Source organism: Fulverythrobacter fulvus (genome assembly GCF_037154085.1).
In the GTDB taxonomy this organism is placed as follows: Bacteria; Pseudomonadota; Alphaproteobacteria; order Sphingomonadales; family Sphingomonadaceae; genus Andeanibacterium; species Andeanibacterium fulvum.
The window spans coordinates 112141-126012 of the sequence record NZ_JBANRM010000005.1; the positions used below are offsets into that span (position 1 = coordinate 112141).

At 64.5% G+C, this 13872-nt stretch carries 16 protein-coding genes; 10 read left to right on the plus strand and 6 right to left on the minus strand.

Annotated features, from left to right (window positions below):
• Window positions 1–23 precede the first annotated feature (23 nt).
• Window positions 24–1034, minus strand: coding sequence for a cysteine synthase A (locus tag WFP36_RS14370; protein WP_336981428.1), 1011 nt, complete (start codon window positions 1032–1034; stop codon window positions 24–26).
• Between the two features lie 117 nt (window positions 1035–1151).
• The gene (locus WFP36_RS14375; protein WP_336981429.1) at window positions 1152–1469 is read right to left on the minus strand and encodes a 2Fe-2S iron-sulfur cluster-binding protein; all 318 of its coding nucleotides are present in this window, start codon (window positions 1467–1469) and stop codon (window positions 1152–1154) included.
• Between the two features lie 104 nt (window positions 1470–1573).
• Here WFP36_RS14375 and WFP36_RS14380 point away from each other — a divergent pair, with 104 nt between their 5' ends.
• From WFP36_RS14380 to WFP36_RS14390, 3 genes are all read left to right on the plus strand, one after another.
• Entirely contained in the window at window positions 1574–2191 is a 618-nt protein-coding gene (locus WFP36_RS14380) for a DNA-3-methyladenine glycosylase family protein (protein WP_336981430.1), read from the plus strand.
• Window positions 2192–2356: 165 nt separating this feature from the next.
• Window positions 2357–2566, plus strand: a complete 210-nt coding sequence (locus WFP36_RS14385) for a hypothetical protein (RefSeq protein ID WP_336981432.1) — start codon at window positions 2357–2359, stop codon at window positions 2564–2566.
• A 165-nt stretch (window positions 2567–2731) separates the two neighbouring features.
• Window positions 2732–3541, plus strand: a complete 810-nt coding sequence (locus WFP36_RS14390) for an SDR family oxidoreductase (protein ID WP_336981434.1) — start codon at window positions 2732–2734, stop codon at window positions 3539–3541.
• A gap of 138 nt (window positions 3542–3679) precedes the next feature.
• On the opposite strand, the gene WFP36_RS14395 is transcribed toward WFP36_RS14390, so the two are convergent.
• On the minus strand, window positions 3680–3970 hold the full coding sequence (locus WFP36_RS14395; protein ID WP_336981436.1) for a 4a-hydroxytetrahydrobiopterin dehydratase: 291 nt from the start codon (window positions 3968–3970) through the stop codon (window positions 3680–3682).
• A 53-nt stretch (window positions 3971–4023) separates the two neighbouring features.
• On the opposite strand from WFP36_RS14395, the gene ccmA reads away from it, so the two are divergent.
• Both ccmA and WFP36_RS14405 read left to right on the plus strand, forming a co-directional pair.
• Window positions 4024–4605, plus strand: coding sequence for a heme ABC exporter ATP-binding protein CcmA (ccmA, locus tag WFP36_RS14400; RefSeq protein WP_336981438.1), 582 nt, complete (start codon window positions 4024–4026; stop codon window positions 4603–4605).
• Entirely contained in the window at window positions 4602–5261 is a 660-nt protein-coding gene (locus WFP36_RS14405; RefSeq protein ID WP_336981439.1) for a heme exporter protein CcmB, read from the plus strand. Before ccmA ends, WFP36_RS14405 begins: the two co-directional genes overlap by 4 nt.
• A 375-nt stretch (window positions 5262–5636) precedes the next feature.
• Here the strand turns inward: WFP36_RS14405 and map are convergent, their stop codons facing one another.
• Both map and WFP36_RS14415 read right to left on the minus strand, forming a co-directional pair.
• Window positions 5637–6464 carry a type I methionyl aminopeptidase gene (gene map / locus WFP36_RS14410; RefSeq protein WP_336981441.1) on the minus strand — a complete coding sequence of 276 codons (828 nt, stop codon included), beginning with the start codon at window positions 6462–6464 and terminating at the stop codon, window positions 5637–5639.
• Between the two features lie 157 nt (window positions 6465–6621).
• Window positions 6622–7476, minus strand: a complete 855-nt coding sequence (locus WFP36_RS14415; protein ID WP_336981443.1) for a PdaC/SigV domain-containing protein — start codon at window positions 7474–7476, stop codon at window positions 6622–6624.
• Window positions 7477–7523: 47 nt separating this feature from the next.
• On the opposite strand from WFP36_RS14415, the gene WFP36_RS14420 reads away from it, so the two are divergent.
• The 5 genes from WFP36_RS14420 to glnA all read left to right on the plus strand — a co-directional run bounded on the left by WFP36_RS14420 (window position 7524) and on the right by glnA (window position 12382).
• A complete protein-coding gene (locus WFP36_RS14420) occupies window positions 7524–8909 on the plus strand; it encodes a leucyl aminopeptidase family protein (protein WP_336981445.1) in 1386 nt (461 codons plus the stop codon).
• Window positions 8910–8985: 76 nt separating this feature from the next.
• On the plus strand, window positions 8986–9342 hold the full coding sequence (locus WFP36_RS14425; RefSeq protein ID WP_292941053.1) for an SH3 domain-containing protein: 357 nt from the start codon (window positions 8986–8988) through the stop codon (window positions 9340–9342).
• Window positions 9339–10265 (plus strand): N-acetyl-gamma-glutamyl-phosphate reductase, encoded by a 927-nt coding sequence (gene argC / locus WFP36_RS14430; protein WP_336981448.1) that lies wholly within the window; start codon window positions 9339–9341, stop codon window positions 10263–10265. The genes WFP36_RS14425 and argC overlap by 4 nt, the downstream gene beginning before the upstream one ends.
• A 288-nt stretch (window positions 10266–10553) precedes the next feature.
• Window positions 10554–10892 (plus strand): P-II family nitrogen regulator, encoded by a 339-nt coding sequence (locus WFP36_RS14435; protein WP_054532344.1) that lies wholly within the window; start codon window positions 10554–10556, stop codon window positions 10890–10892.
• Window positions 10893–10972: 80 nt separating this feature from the next.
• Window positions 10973–12382, plus strand: a complete 1410-nt coding sequence (gene glnA, locus WFP36_RS14440) for a type I glutamate--ammonia ligase (RefSeq protein WP_292941051.1) — start codon at window positions 10973–10975, stop codon at window positions 12380–12382.
• A gap of 153 nt (window positions 12383–12535) precedes the next feature.
• Here glnA and WFP36_RS14445 read toward each other — a convergent pair whose 3' ends face one another.
• Window positions 12536–13795 (minus strand): glycosyltransferase, encoded by a 1260-nt coding sequence (locus WFP36_RS14445; protein WP_336981451.1) that lies wholly within the window; start codon window positions 13793–13795, stop codon window positions 12536–12538.
• Window positions 13796–13872: the final 77 nt, after the last annotated feature.

A 13872-nucleotide genomic window follows, 5' to 3' on the forward strand; every position in this document is an offset into this window, starting at 1 on the left:
CAAGCGGAGCCCGGCTCCAAGAGTTACGCTTGTTCGAGCCAGCCGAAGACCGGCAGGCCCTTCGCCTCCAGCCATTCGGGATTGTAAAGCGAGGACAGGTAACGAAAGCCCGTGTCGCACAGGATCGTGGCCACGCGGGCGTCCTTCTTGCCCTCCGCCACCAGCTTGCGGCCCAGCGCCACCGCGCCCGCCACGTTGATGCCGGAGGACAGGCCGAGGCACAGCCCCTCTTCCTTCAGCAGGCGGCCCACCCATTCCAGGCCTTCCTCGTCCGAGATGCGGAACTGCGTGTCGATCGGCGCGCCTTCCAGATTGGCGGTGATCCGGCCCTGCCCGATCCCTTCCGCCACCGAAGAGCCTTCCGCCTTCAATTCGCCATGGGCGTAGTAATTATACAGCGCCGCGCCATAGGGGTCCGTCAGGGCGATGGTGATGTTCTCGTCCAGCGACTTGAGCCCCATGCCCGTGCCCGCAATCGTGCCGCCGGTACCCGCAGCGCAGGTAAAACCGTCGATCCGGCCTTCCAGCTGGGCGAAGATTTCCGGTGCGGTGCTTTCGATATGGGCCTTGCGATTGGCGGTATTGTCGAACTGGTTGGCCCAGATCGCGCCCGGCGTCTCTTCCGCCAGGCGGCGGCTGGTATGCACGAAATGGCCGGGATTCTTGTAGGGCGCAGGCGGCACCAGCACCAGTTCGGCCCCCAGCGCGCGCAGGGTGGCCATCTTCTCGCGGCTCTGATTGTCGGGCATGACGATGATCGTCTTGTAGCCCAGCGCATTGGCCACCAGCGCGATGCCGATGCCGGTATTGCCCGCCGTGCCTTCCACGATGGTGCCGCCGGGCTTCAACTCGCCCCGCGCCTCCGCATCGCGGATGATCCACAGCGCCGCCCGGTCCTTCACGGAAGCGCCGGGATTGGCAAATTCGCATTTGCCCCAGATCTCGCAGCCCGCGGCCTCGCTCGGTCCCTTGAGCAGGACGAGCGGAGTGTTGCCGATCAGGTCGAGCGTGTCACGGTAAGTCGCACCAGTCATGGTGGCTGAGTTAGGGTGCAAGCGCCCGCATCGCAATGCAAATGCGCTTTGCCCGCCCCTAATCCTTCTTGAGGCTTCGGTTACGCCCGGCCCAGGCCGGGCGCGCCGCCATCCCGCTCAGTCTTCCTGAGCGATGGTCACCTTCATGCCGTCCATCTCGTCCGTGAAGGGCAGCTGGCAGGAAAGGCGCGAATTCTCGTCGCGGTGGTCGGAGCTGTCGAGCAGGTCGTCCTCGTCCACCGTCATCTTCGGCAGCACATCCTTGAAGGCGGGATCGACATGCACATGGCAGGTCGCGCAGGAGCAGCAGCCCCCGCACAGCGCCAGCAATTCATCGAAGCCATTGTCGCGGATGGCTTCCATCACGGTCAGGCCCTGGCCGACCTCGACAGAAGTTTCTTCGCCAGCGCGGTTGACCACGATCAGCTTGGGCATATGCACGTCCTCATCGTCTCGGAAAAATGCCTTCGGCCGTCTCGGCCGCTTGGCCGGGCTGCTACGGGCTGAGGCGGGTTTTGGCAAGAAGGTGGCGAGGATTTATGGGCCTTTCGGCGGAATTATTGCGGCACGGGATCGACGAATTGTCCACCCGCGAACCAGGATTTGCCCGCGCGCGCGAAATCGCCGGATACCCCGAACCGCGCATCCGCCCGACCGGCTATGCCACCATGCTGCGCACCATCGTGGGCCAGCAGGTCAGCGTTGCCGCTGCGGCATCCATGTGGTCCAGGCTGGAAGCGCTGGTGGGAGCCGAGGTGCCGGTGGAGACGATCCTGGCCCAGGATTTCGACGCGCTGCGCGGCTGCGGCCTCTCGCGCCAGAAGCAATCCTACATCCGCTCGCTATGCCAGCTCGTGGCCGATGGCGAACTCGATTTCGAAGCCCTGCCCGAAGATGACGAGGCCGCCATAGCCCAGCTCATCCAGATCAAGGGCGTGGGCCGCTGGTCGGCCGAAATCTACCTGCTCTTCGCCGAGGGCCGGCCCGACATCTGGCCCGCGGGGGATCTGGCCGTTCAGGCCGGGATCGGAAAAATCCTGCGCATGGATGCCCGGCCGAGCGAGAAGGAAGTACGGCTGCTGGCCGATCCCTGGCGCCCCCATCGCGGAGCCGCTGCCATCTTCACCTGGCATTGCTACAACAACGCCGCGCTTTAGGTTGCGTGGGCGAATGGGGATTTCCGCAATTCCCCGGAGCACCTGCAAGACCGGCCAGTCTGGTCACGACGGCATTGTGGGCACTGGCTCGGTGGCACAACCATGAATGATGCTAGGTTCAACAAGGAGGGGAAGGACAAAATGACGAAGCCAAGGCCTTGGCGCATGGAATTCGGTTTTGTGATTGGTCTGCTGATCGGCGCGTTGGCTTGGTGGAGCGCCTACGAGCCAGGGGCTGGCCTTTTTCAAAATGTGCAGTTGATCATCGTTCCGGCAGCTTTCGGAATATTCGTGGTCAGCCTTCGCAACAGGAGAAAGCGGGTTGGCCCCTATGACCCCGAGGTAGTTGCTCGAAACAAGGATGGGGTCGTGTGATCAATTTCCGCTTCCCGCCCTATTTCAGCCTCCCGCTCCACGACACAACATGTCTGCAAAGCGGCCGCCTTTGTTCTCACGGCCCAGCCACGAAATGTCTCCTGCTGACAGGGCTGTCAGCAGCCATTATGCCCTCCTCCCAAAGAAACGGGAGAGGAGCAGGACATGGCGCAGCGGGCGATCTTCATCACCGGGGGCGGCTCCGGCATTGGCAGGGCAATCGCGCGGCGGTTTGCCGCCGAGGGCTGGTTCATCGGCCTGGGCGATATCAACGAGGCGGGCATGGAGGAAACTGCCGGCATGCTGGCGGGCGGGACCTTCCGCTTCCGGTTCGACGTGCGCGAGCGCGATGCCTGGGACGAGGCGCTGCGTGGCTTCGCCAATGCCTCGGGCGGGCGGATCGACGTGCTGGCCAACAATGCGGGCGTGCCGCTGGCCGGGCCGCTGGCGGACCTCACCCGCGACGAGATCGACCGCACGCTCGACATCAATCTCAAGGCCGTGATCTATGGCGCGCAGGCGGCCTATCCCTGGCTGAAGGCCAGCGCGCCCGGCAGTTGCCTGCTCAACACAGCCAGCGCCGCCGCGCTTTACGGCATGCCCAACCAGAGCATCTACGGCGCGACCAAGGCAGGTGTGCGTTCGCTCACCGAGACGCTGGACGGCGAATGGCAGGCAGACGGCATCCGCGTGCGCTCGCTGATGCCCAGCTTCATCGACACGCCCCTGCTGTCCCACGTGCCCAATTCGCGCAGCAATGTGCCGATCCGGCAGGTGGTGGCCGAAGCGGGCCTCGAATTCACCCCGGTGGAGGAAGTGGCCGACAATGCCTGGGCCGCCGTCCATGGCGACAGAGTGCACTATGTCGTGGGCAAGACCGCCCGGAAAATGCGCTTCGCCGCCAAATGGATGCCCGGAAAGCTGCGCCAGCGCGCCGCCCTGCTGAACAAGGCGCATGAGGATGCGGAGGGGTGAGTTGATCTGCGCGTCATCCCAGCTTTCGCTGGGATGACGATTTGAGGGTACGTCAGGAAGGGGCCATGCCGGAAACTTGCGCGCGTCCTTCGACAGGCTCAGGATGGGCGACTGTAGGAGGGATTCCTCCAATGCGATCTAGGCAATCTCGTCAATCGCCCGCGCCATCGCAATGTCGCGCGCCGAAAGGCCGCCGGAATCATGCGTGGTCAGCGTGATTTCCACCCGGTTGTAGACATTGGCCCATTCGGGATGGTGATCCATCTTTTCCGCCAGCAGGGCCACGCGCGTCATGAAGGCGAAGGCTTCGCTGAAGTTGCGGAAGGCGAATTTCCGGGTGATTGCCGTCTTGTCGACATGCAGGTCCCAGCCCGGCAAGTGAGAGAGCGCTTCGATCCGTTCTCCGTCGGTCAGTTGCGGAATGGGCATGGCGCGGCTCCTCTGCTTGTCGCTTACCGGGCTTTCGCCTAAGCGGCTTGGCCATGCAAGCGGCGCGTCTTTCAGCCAGCAATATTGCCTGCCGCCGGGGGGACCGGCTGCTGTTCACCGGACTGGGCTTTGCGCTCGGCCCGGGCGAGGCTTTGCAGGTGGCCGGCGCCAACGGCATCGGCAAGTCCAGCCTGCTGCGCATTCTGGCCGGCCTTGCCCGGCCCTATGCCGGCACCGTGGAACGCGAGGGTAACGTAGGCCTGGTCGATGAAAGGCTGGCGCTGGACGAGCATCTGCCGCTGGGCAAGGCGCTGGCCTTCTGGAGCGCGCTGGACGGCGAAGACGAGGCGCAGCGCGCGGCCGGGCTTGGCCTGTCGGAGCTGCTCGACGTGCCGGTGCGTTATCTCTCCACCGGGCAAAGGAAACGCGCGGCGCTGGCCCGGCTGCTGGGGCAGCAGGCCCCGATCTGGCTGCTGGACGAGCCGCTCAACGGCCTCGACACCGATGCGGTGGCCTTGCTGATCCGGCTGACGGCGGAACATTGCGCAACAGGCGGCATTGCCATCGTCGCTTCGCACCAGAGCTTCGCGCTGGAGGGAATGCGCCAGCTTGCCTTGCAGGATTTCGTGCAATGAGCGGGCTGCTACGCCTGCTGCGCCGCGATCTGGCGGCCTTCATGCCCGGCGGACGGCGCGGCGGCACCTTGCTGCCGATCCTGTTCTTCCTCTCCGTGGCGATGCTCTATCCCTTTGCGGTGGGGCCGGATGCGCCGGTGCTGGCCCGTACGGGCGGCGGCGTGGCATGGATCGCGGCGCTGCTCGCGGCAATCCTGCCGCTGGACCGGCTGGTCGCGCCGGATCTGGAACAGGGTTTCTTCGATCAATGGGCGCTGCGCGGCATTTCGGAAGAACTGGTGATCGCCGTGCGCGTGCTGGCCCATTGGCTGAGCTTCGGCCCGCCGCTGATGCTCGCCGCCATTCCCGCCTCCGCTTTGCTGGGGATTGACGGGAAGACGCTCTACACAGTGGAACTCGGCCTGCTGGCGGGCACGCCCGGCCTTGCGGCCATCGGGGTGACCATCGCCGCGCTGACCGCAGGCCTGCGCGCGGGAGCGGCGCTTTCGGGCCTGTTGCTGATCCCGCTGGCCGTGCCGCTGCTGATCTTCGGCGCGGGCGCGCTGTCCGTCGGCGGGGAAAGCGGCATTGCGCTGACCGCCGCGATCAGCCTGGTGTTGCTGGCCATTGCGCCTTTCGCAGGCGGCGCGGCAGTGAGGGCCTCGCGCGAGGGGTAGCCTTCCCGAAGGAACTCTGGGCGCTCGCGCAGAGAGTATTTTCCTACACGGCCGAAATCTGGCTTATGTCTCGGGATGAGCCTTCGCCTTTCCGCCCTGCCCTCAGACCACGCAGCGCAGCGAGCCGCCGCCGGAAGGTCACAGCCGCTGACATGCTCTTTGCCAAAGGTCACACTCGCAAGAATGGGCAGCACGGCTTTACCGGCCCGATGCGGCACGACCGAACGGCAGGAAAACGGCTCGATTCCAAGCTTATCGGGTGATCTGAGCGCCAGGCACAGAGGCGCTTTCCGCCCCTCGGCGAAGGCGGAAAGTCACAAGTTTCGCTGGTCGTTCTGCGTCAACTTTCGGGCGCCGTCCGGCCCCCGCAACGCCTCAGGCGTAAGGCGGCTGGTTCAGCCCCTTGGGGCTGGCCGTGAAAATCTCGCAGCCGGTTTCGGTGATGCCGATCGAATGTTCGAACTGCGCCGAAAGCGAACGGTCGCGCGTTACTGCAGTCCAGCCGTCGGACAGCATCTTGGCGCCCGGCTTGCCGAGGTTGATCATCGGCTCGATAGTGAAGAACATGCCGGGCTTGAGCACGGGGCCCGTCCCGGCGCGCGCGGCGTGGACCACTTCGGGCGCGTCATGGAACAGGCGGCCGAGGCCGTGGCCGCAGAATTCGCGCACCACGCCATAACGATGGCCTTCGGCATGGGCCTGGATCGCCGCGCCGATATCGCCCAGCCGCGCGCCCGGCTTCGCATGTTCGATGCCGATCATCAGGCACTCATAGGTCACGTCGATCAGGCGGCGGGCCTTCAACGGAGCATCGCCGGCGATATACATGCGGCTGGAATCGCCGTGCCAGCCATCGAGCAGCGGAGTGACGTCGATATTCAGGATATCGCCATCGCGGATCACCTTGTCGCCCGGAATGCCGTGGCAGATCACGTTGTTGAGCGAGATGCAGCAGCTATGCGCATAGCCGCGATAGCCCATGGTGGCAGGCACCGCGCCGCCATCCAGCGTCATCTGGCGGACCACATCGTCCAACTCGCCCGTGGTGACGCCCGGCTTCACCAGATCGATCATCGCATCGAGGATTTCGGCGGCAAGGCGGCCAGCCTTGCGCATGCCTTCGAAGCCTTCCGGCCCATGGAGCTTGATCGTGCCGTCGCGCAGGACGGTCTCGTTTCCGGTAACGGTCTGGTATTCGGTCATCCCGGCCATGTAGCGACTGCGGGCCGGAAATGCGAGTATTTAGCCCCCTCCTCTTCAGAGGAGGGGGTTGGGGGTGGTGGCGCGCATCACCGAAACGGCGCTTTGCGCCACCACCACCCCTCGTTCCCCTCCTCTGAAGAGGAGGGGAGGACCATGCTTATCGCATGATGCTGAACGAGGCCCGATATTGCGGCTTCACCACCTTCATCACAGCAGGGGTTACCGGCAGCGTCACTTCATAATCCCCTTCCGCATAGGGCCCGGCGGCATAGGGCGGCACGAGGAAGCCGATCCGGTCGAAGGTCTGGCCGTTGGAGGAACCCAGGATCACGGTGACGGAATCGAAGCCGATGCAGGCCGTCATCCAGTCATCCGCGCTGCGCACGATCTTCTCGCCGCGCTTTTCCTCGCGCTGTTTGTCGAGCGCATTGCAGAAGGCAGGCTGGGCCGCACCCTGCAGCGCCTCCATCGACGTGAAGAGCGAAAGCGGCTCCCGCGCCGTCTCCGCCTTCCGGTCCCACAACAGGCTGTCGAAATTGGTGTTGCCATGGGCGCCGCCGGTAAATTCCCAATGCGTGGCCGAAAGGCTCAGCCAGCCGGGCAGATCGGTCACCACCTGCCAGTTGGTGGAATAGCCATAGGCATGGAACGGATAGCCGCCGGTTTCGGCATCCTTGCGCCCGGCAATGGCGGAACTTTCCGTCTCCGCCATGTCCTTCTTCGCCCGTTCTTCCAGCATGGCACGAAGGCCCGGAATGGCGTCGGCCTGCGCGGGGAAGGTATATTCGAAATCATAGGTTTCGTTCGCCTGGGCGATCTTGCGCGCCTCTGCCTGCGGCGTGGCGGAGGGAGATGCAGCAGGGCTGGCAGAGGGGGAAGCTGTTGCCGCTTCCTTCTCCCCGGCAGGGGGCGAAGCAGAGCAGCCCGCCAATGCGACACAGGCGGCAGACAAACAGGCGGCAGGCAACAGGGTGGCGGAAAGGGCACTGGCAATAGCGGAGCGGACAGCCATCGAAATTTCCCCTCGCGGTTCGGCGGCAGGTGATGCAGATGGGATGCATGATCGACAAGGACACATTGATCCAGCCTGACCGGGGGCAGAAAGCCACCGAAATTCACCTGATCGACAAGCAGGGCTTCGAAGCCTGGCTCAAGAAGCTCAACCCGGCCCAGCGCACGGCGGTGGAAGCGCAGAAATTCACTGCCGGTGGATATCAGACCGTGATCGTGCCCGATGGAGACGGCTGGTTTGCCGCAGGCGGCGTGGCGAATACCGCATCGCTTTCAAGCTGGTGCCTCGCCAAGCTGGCCGAAGTGCTGCCCGCCGGAACCTATCGCCTGATGACCGGCGATCCCGGCCCCGCCCTGCATGGCTGGCAGACCGGGCAATATCGCTTCACCCGCTACCGCAGGGACAAGGAAGAAGAGGGCGACCGTATCCTGCTGACCAAGGGCGTGAAGGCGATCGAGCCTGCTCTGGCCGAAGCCCGTGCGGTGATGACCGTGCGCGATCTGGTCAACACTCCCGCCGAGGATATGGGCCCCGCCCAGATCGAGGCGGAAGTGGAAGCGCTCGCCAAGGCACATTCGGCCAAGGTCTCCGTCACCAAGGGTGACCGGCTGGAAAGCGAATTTCCCATGGTCAATGCCGTGGGCCGCGCCGCCAGCCGCCATCATGCCCCGCGCATGATCGAACTGACCTGGGGCAACGAGAAAGCGCCGAAACTCGCACTGGTCGGCAAGGGCGTGTGCTTCGATTCCGGCGGGCTCGACATCAAGCCCGCGCGCGGCATGGCGCTGATGAAGAAGGACATGGGCGGTGCTGCCCACGCGCTGGCCCTTGCCGGGCTGGTGATGGAAGCGGGCCTCAACGTAAGGCTTCAAGTGCTGATCCCGGCCGTGGAGAACGCCGTGGCGGGCAATGCCTTCCGCCCGGGCGACATCCTCCGCTCCCGCAAGGGCCTGTCGGTGGAAATCGGCAATACCGATGCCGAAGGCCGCCTGATCCTGGCCGATGCGCTGGCGCTCGCTTCGGAAAGCGAGCCGGATTTGATCATCGATTTCGCGACCCTGACCGGCGCCGCGCGCGTCGCGCTGGGACCTGACCTGCCCGCCCTGATGGCCCGGCGCGAGGAAACCGCGCATGCCCTGATCGAAGCGGGCAAGGCGCATGATGACGCCGTGTGGCAATTGCCGCTGCACCCGGCCTATGCCGAATGGCTGAAGTCCGACGTGGCCGACCTCAACAACTCGCCAGACAATGGCTATGCCGGGGCGAGCGTGGCAGGCCTGTTCCTCGACAAATTCGTGGGCGAAGGCATCGACTGGGCTCACTTCGACACCTTTGCCTGGCGCCCCACGGCCAAGCCGGGCCGCCCCAAGGGCGGCGACGCGCTGGGCCTGCGTGCGGCATGGCACATGCTGAAGGCGCGCTATGCCGGGTGAAACGACGGCAAATCTTGCCCCGAAGGCCCTTGCAGTCTAAGCGCGCGCGAAATTCATCCAGCAGACGGACCCTTCGTTGAACGCCACCGCATCGACCTCAGACAATTCGAACCTGGGCCCCTTCGCCCTGACCGGCCCGGTTGCCAAGCCCGATCCGCGCACGGTTCCCCTGCGCGGCGACATTGCGCATGTTGCGCTGGCGGGCCGATATTTCGTGCCGCATTACGTCGTGCCGATGCCGCTGATGGTGTGCGACATGGGCGCGAACATGCGCGCCGAGGCCTCCGATGAATCCGAGATCGTCTATGACCTGTCGCCGGGTCAGCGCTTCGACGTGCTGGACAGCAATGCCACCTGGGCCTGGGGTTGCCTGGGCCCCGACGGTCCGGTCGGCTATGTGAAGACCAACGAATTGCTGGACCCGTTCGCATGACCGCCTCCGTCTTCATCGACGGTGCAGCGGGCACCACCGGGCTGGAAATCGCCGACCGGCTTGCCGGGCGGAGCGAGTTCACGCTGATCGCGCTCGACGATGCGCGGCGCAAGGACCCTGCCGCACGGGCCGAGGCGCTCAACGCCGCCGATTTCGTGATCCTGTGCCTGCCTGACGATGCTGCTCGCGAATCCGTCGCGCTGATCGAGAACGATACCACCCGCGTGATCGACGCTTCCACCGCGCACCGCGTGGCGCCGGGCTGGACCTATGGCTTCCCGGAAGTCGAAGGCCGCCGCAACGTGGCGCAGGCAATGCGCGTGTCCAATCCGGGCTGCTATTCCACCGGCTTCATTGCCCTGCTAGCCCCGCTGGTGCGCGCCGGGCTGCTGCCTGCCGACTGGCCCTATACCTGCAACGCGGTGAGCGGCTATTCGGGCGGCGGCAAGGGCCTGATCGCCCGGTTCGAGGAAGATACCGACATTGCCTGGCGCGGCTATGCGCTGGCGCTTGGCCACAAGCATGTGCCGGAAATGCAGGCCCGTTGCGGCCTCGCCCTGCCCCCGATCTTCACTCCCGCAGTGATCCCGGCCCATCGCGGCATGGTGGTGGAAATCCCGCTGCCGCGCGCCGCAATGCAGGGTGCCGCCTCGCCTGACGAGTTGCGCCAGTGCCTCGCCGCCTTCTATGCGGACAGCCCCGTCGTCCATATGGGCGAAAGCCCGGCGGACGGCGAATTGCTGCTGCGCGCATCGAACCAGGGGAACGACCGGATGGATCTGTTCGTCTTCGCCAGCCCTGACGGTTCGCAGGTCCGCCTGATCGCCCTGCTCGACAATCTGGGCAAGGGCGCCAGCGGTGCTGCCGTGCAGAGCCTCAACCTGATGGCCGGACTGGAAGAAACCGCAGGTTTGCGGCTCTAGGCAAAGGTTAACTGCCTAAAAAACGGGCAGCTTCCTGCCCGAATTTTGCCCATTTATGAGCGGCGGCGCGAGACGGAATTGTTGCCACAGTCGCGCCGCTGCTTTCGCGATCTTGCGAATCCGCACTTTCCCAAGGGCCGCCGATCTTCTACGCCCCATTTCCAGCCCCAGGCATGATTCTTGGTCGTGTTGGCACGATTCTTGAAGATGATTGCGCCGGGGAAATTCAAACTCCCCCGGTTCGGCTTCCTGAAGCCGGCGCGGATAGCAACAGGGGTCTGGGACCAAGTGAAAAAGATCGAAGCGATCATCAAGCCCTTCAAGCTCGACGAGGTGAAGGAAGCGCTGCATGAAATCGGCGTATCCGGCATCACCGTTACCGAGGCCAAGGGCTTCGGCCGTCAGAAGGGCCATACCGAGCTCTATCGCGGTGCCGAATATGTCGTGGATTTCCTGCCCAAGGTGAAGCTGGACGTCGTCGTTTCCGACGACATGGCCGAGCGCGTGGTGGAAGCGATTGCAGCAGCCGCGCAAACCGGCCGCATCGGCGACGGCAAGATCTTCGTCTCGCCCATCGACACTGCCCTGCGCATCCGCACCGGCGAGCGCGACGACGCCGCAATCTGACAGATCAGACCGAACAGCCCCCGGCGGTCCTTCCGCCGGAGGAATAACAATACGAACAAGTCCATTGGAGGAATTGAGTTATGCCCAGTGCAAAGGAAATCGTGAAGCGGATCAAGGATGAGGAGATCGAGTGGGTCGATCTTCGCTTCACCGATCCCAAGGGCAAGTGGCAGCACCTGACCATGGTCGCCTCCGTGCTCGGCGAAGACGAGCTGGAAGACGGCCTGATGTTCGACGGTTCGTCGATCGAAGGCTGGAAGGCCATCAACGAATCCGACATGATCCTGAAGCCCGACCTCGACGCGGTCTACATCGATCCGTTCTCGGCCACGCCGATGATGATCCTGGTGTGCGACATCGTCGAACCCTCGAGCGGCGAACTCTACGCCCGCGACCCGCGTTCGACCGCCAAGCGCGCCGAAGCCTACGTCAAGGCAACCGGCATCGGCGACACCGTCTATGTCGGCCCGGAAGCCGAGTTCTTCCTGTTCGACGACGTCAAGTTCTATGACGGCTATGACGGCAACGGCTTCAAGATCGACGACATCGAACTGCCGACCAATTCCAACCGCGACTACGAAGCCGGCAACCTGGCCCACCGTCCGCGCGCCAAGGGCGGCTACTTCCCCGTCGCTCCGGTCGACAGCTGCGTCGACATCCGTGGCGAAATGGTTTCGACCATGCTCGAAATGGGCCTGCCCTGCGACAAGCACCACCACGAAGTGGCCTCGGCGCAGCACGAACTCGGCCTGACCTTCGGCACGCTGGTGACCACCGCCGACCGCATGCAGGTCTACAAGTATGTCGTGCAGCAGGTCGCCCATGCCTATGGCAAGACCGCCACGTTCATGCCGAAGCCGATCATGAAGGACAACGGCTCGGGCATGCACACCCACATCTCGATCTGGGACGGTGGCAAGCCCCTGTTCGCCGGTAACGGCTATGCCGGCCTGTCGGACATGTGCCTGTACTTCATCGGCGGCGTCATCAAGCACGCCAAGGCCCTGAACGCCTTCACCAACCCGACCACCAACAGCTACAAGCGTCTGGTGCCGGGCTATGAAGCACCCGTGCTGCTGGCCTATTCGGCCCGCAACCGCTCGGCTTCGTGCCGCATCCCCTACGGTGCGGGCGAGAAGGCAAAGCGCGTGGAATTCCGTTTCCCCGACGCGATGGCCAACCCCTATCTGTGCTACGCCGCGCTGCTCATGGCCGGTCTCGACGGGATCAAGAACAAGATCCACCCGGGCGAAGCCATGGACAAGAACCTGTACGATCTGCCGCCGGCCGAACTGGCTCAGGTGCCGACCGTCTGCGGTTCGCTGCGTGAAGCCCTGGAATCGCTGGAAGCCGATTACGACTTCCTGCTCGAAGGCGGCGTGTTCACCAAGGACCAGCTGGAAGCCTATATCGAACTGAAGTGGCCGGAAGTACTGCGTTGGGAAACCACGCCGTCGGCCGTCGAGTTCGACATGTACTACTCGCTCTAAGCGAGCATGCGTTGGGGGGCCGGCCGAAAGGCCTGGCCTCCCCTTCCGCTTGATCCGGGGGGAAATCGCGGAAGAAAGAAGGGCGGGGCCTCGCGGCTCCGCCCTTTTCTTATGCAGGTAACAGGTGCGGCAGCGCCCGGCGGGCGCCGCGCATCAGACCGTTTCGCGCAGCAGTTCCGATGCCGGGCGGGTCTGCCAGCCGCTGGCAGGGCCGCGCATGCGCTGGCGGGTATGCGCCAAGGCAACGGGATAGATCTCGTTGAACAGGCGGTAGAAGGTCCGGTCCCAGCTATAGCGGTTGACCACGTGGTTGCGGGCGGCAGCGCCGATCGCATCGTAGTTGCTATTCCAGATTTCCAGCACGTTGCGCGCCATCGTATCGACATCGTCCACCGGGCCGAGCAGGCCCAGCCCCGGCGGGACGCGGGCAGGCATGGCACCGGAGGAAACGCCCACCACCGGCAGGGCGCTGGCCTGGGCTTCCACCACCGAGACGCCGAAGGTCTCGTCGGCCATGGCCGAAACATAGATGTCGGAGGATGCCAGCGCCATGGCCAGTTCCTCGCGATTGCTCATGAAGCCGGGGAAGGCCACCGGCATGCCCGCCGTCTCGGCCACCAGCCGGTCGCGCAACTTGCCGTCGCCCACCATGACAAGGCCCGCGCCGAGTTCGGGCGGCAGGCGCTTCATCATCTCGACCAGACGGTCGGCGCGCTTCTCGTTATCGATGCGGCCGGCATAGATCAGCAGCGGGCCCTGCGTCCCGCCAAGGCCCATGCGCTGGCGGAACTGGGGATCGCGCTTGGCCGGATCGAACTGGCTGAGATCGACGCCCAGCTCCAGCACGTCGACCCGGTCGATCTTGCGCGTGCCCAGCATCGCCTTCGCATCTTCGCCCAGCGTGTAGACGCGATCGAACTCGCGATAGGTGATCTCGGCATAGCCCATGATCAGCCAGCGGGCGATCGAGGCAATGGTCTCTCCAGCGATTTCCTTGCCCACACGATAAACATGGGCGTTGGGGAAATCGGTGCGATAGCCCGCGATCAGCGTGGTCTCGGGAAATTTGCGGCGGTGATTGATCGCCGTCCAGGGCAGCACCCAGGGGCACAGCGATTCGATGATGTCAGGGCGGTAATGTTCCAGAACTTCGCGAACTTTGCGCGTACGCATGATGAAGCGGTAATTTGGGCTGCCGCGCACCGGCTCCGCGCCGATCTCCACCCAGATGCTGCGCCCGTTCTCGACGATGCGATCTTCCGGGCCGGGCACAATCTGCAGGATGCGATGATCGGTCCGCGCAAGCACGTGGTTGCGTTTTTCCCGGAGGTAGGTGCTGATCCCGCCGCCGCCATTAGGCGAATAGCTTTGAGTGAGGTCGCAGATTAGCAAAGGTTTGTCGTCACGTGCCATATTTTGCTTTCTACCTTGCCTCCGTCACCACGCATCGCGGCGGTGCAGCATTGCTGATCGGGTTTGACGAGCCGCTA

What these genes read in the sequence shown, in the direction of transcription:
- WFP36_RS14415 (WP_336981443.1), bottom strand. Translation starts at nt 7,476, where the DNA reads ATGGCTGTCCGCTCCGCTATTGCCAGTGCCCTTTCCGCCACCCTGTTG.
- argC (WP_336981448.1), top strand. Translation starts at nt 9,339, where the DNA reads ATGACCGCCTCCGTCTTCATCGACGGTGCAGCGGGCACCACCGGGCTG.
- glnA (WP_292941051.1), top strand. Translation starts at nt 10,973, where the DNA reads ATGCCCAGTGCAAAGGAAATCGTGAAGCGGATCAAGGATGAGGAGATC.
- WFP36_RS14445 (WP_336981451.1), bottom strand. Translation starts at nt 13,795, where the DNA reads ATGGCACGTGACGACAAACCTTTGCTAATCTGCGACCTCACTCAAAGC.
- WFP36_RS14405 (WP_336981439.1), top strand. Translation starts at nt 4,602, where the DNA reads ATGAGCGGGCTGCTACGCCTGCTGCGCCGCGATCTGGCGGCCTTCATG.
- WFP36_RS14420 (WP_336981445.1), top strand. Translation starts at nt 7,524, where the DNA reads ATGATCGACAAGGACACATTGATCCAGCCTGACCGGGGGCAGAAAGCC.
- WFP36_RS14385 (WP_336981432.1), top strand. Translation starts at nt 2,357, where the DNA reads ATGGAATTCGGTTTTGTGATTGGTCTGCTGATCGGCGCGTTGGCTTGG.
- WFP36_RS14370 (WP_336981428.1), bottom strand. Translation starts at nt 1,034, where the DNA reads ATGACTGGTGCGACTTACCGTGACACGCTCGACCTGATCGGCAACACT.
- WFP36_RS14380 (WP_336981430.1), top strand. Translation starts at nt 1,574, where the DNA reads ATGGGCCTTTCGGCGGAATTATTGCGGCACGGGATCGACGAATTGTCC.
- WFP36_RS14390 (WP_336981434.1), top strand. Translation starts at nt 2,732, where the DNA reads ATGGCGCAGCGGGCGATCTTCATCACCGGGGGCGGCTCCGGCATTGGC.
- WFP36_RS14395 (WP_336981436.1), bottom strand. Translation starts at nt 3,970, where the DNA reads ATGCCCATTCCGCAACTGACCGACGGAGAACGGATCGAAGCGCTCTCT.
- ccmA (WP_336981438.1), top strand. Translation starts at nt 4,024, where the DNA reads ATGCAAGCGGCGCGTCTTTCAGCCAGCAATATTGCCTGCCGCCGGGGG.
- WFP36_RS14375 (WP_336981429.1), bottom strand. Translation starts at nt 1,469, where the DNA reads ATGCCCAAGCTGATCGTGGTCAACCGCGCTGGCGAAGAAACTTCTGTC.
- map (WP_336981441.1), bottom strand. Translation starts at nt 6,464, where the DNA reads ATGACCGAATACCAGACCGTTACCGGAAACGAGACCGTCCTGCGCGAC.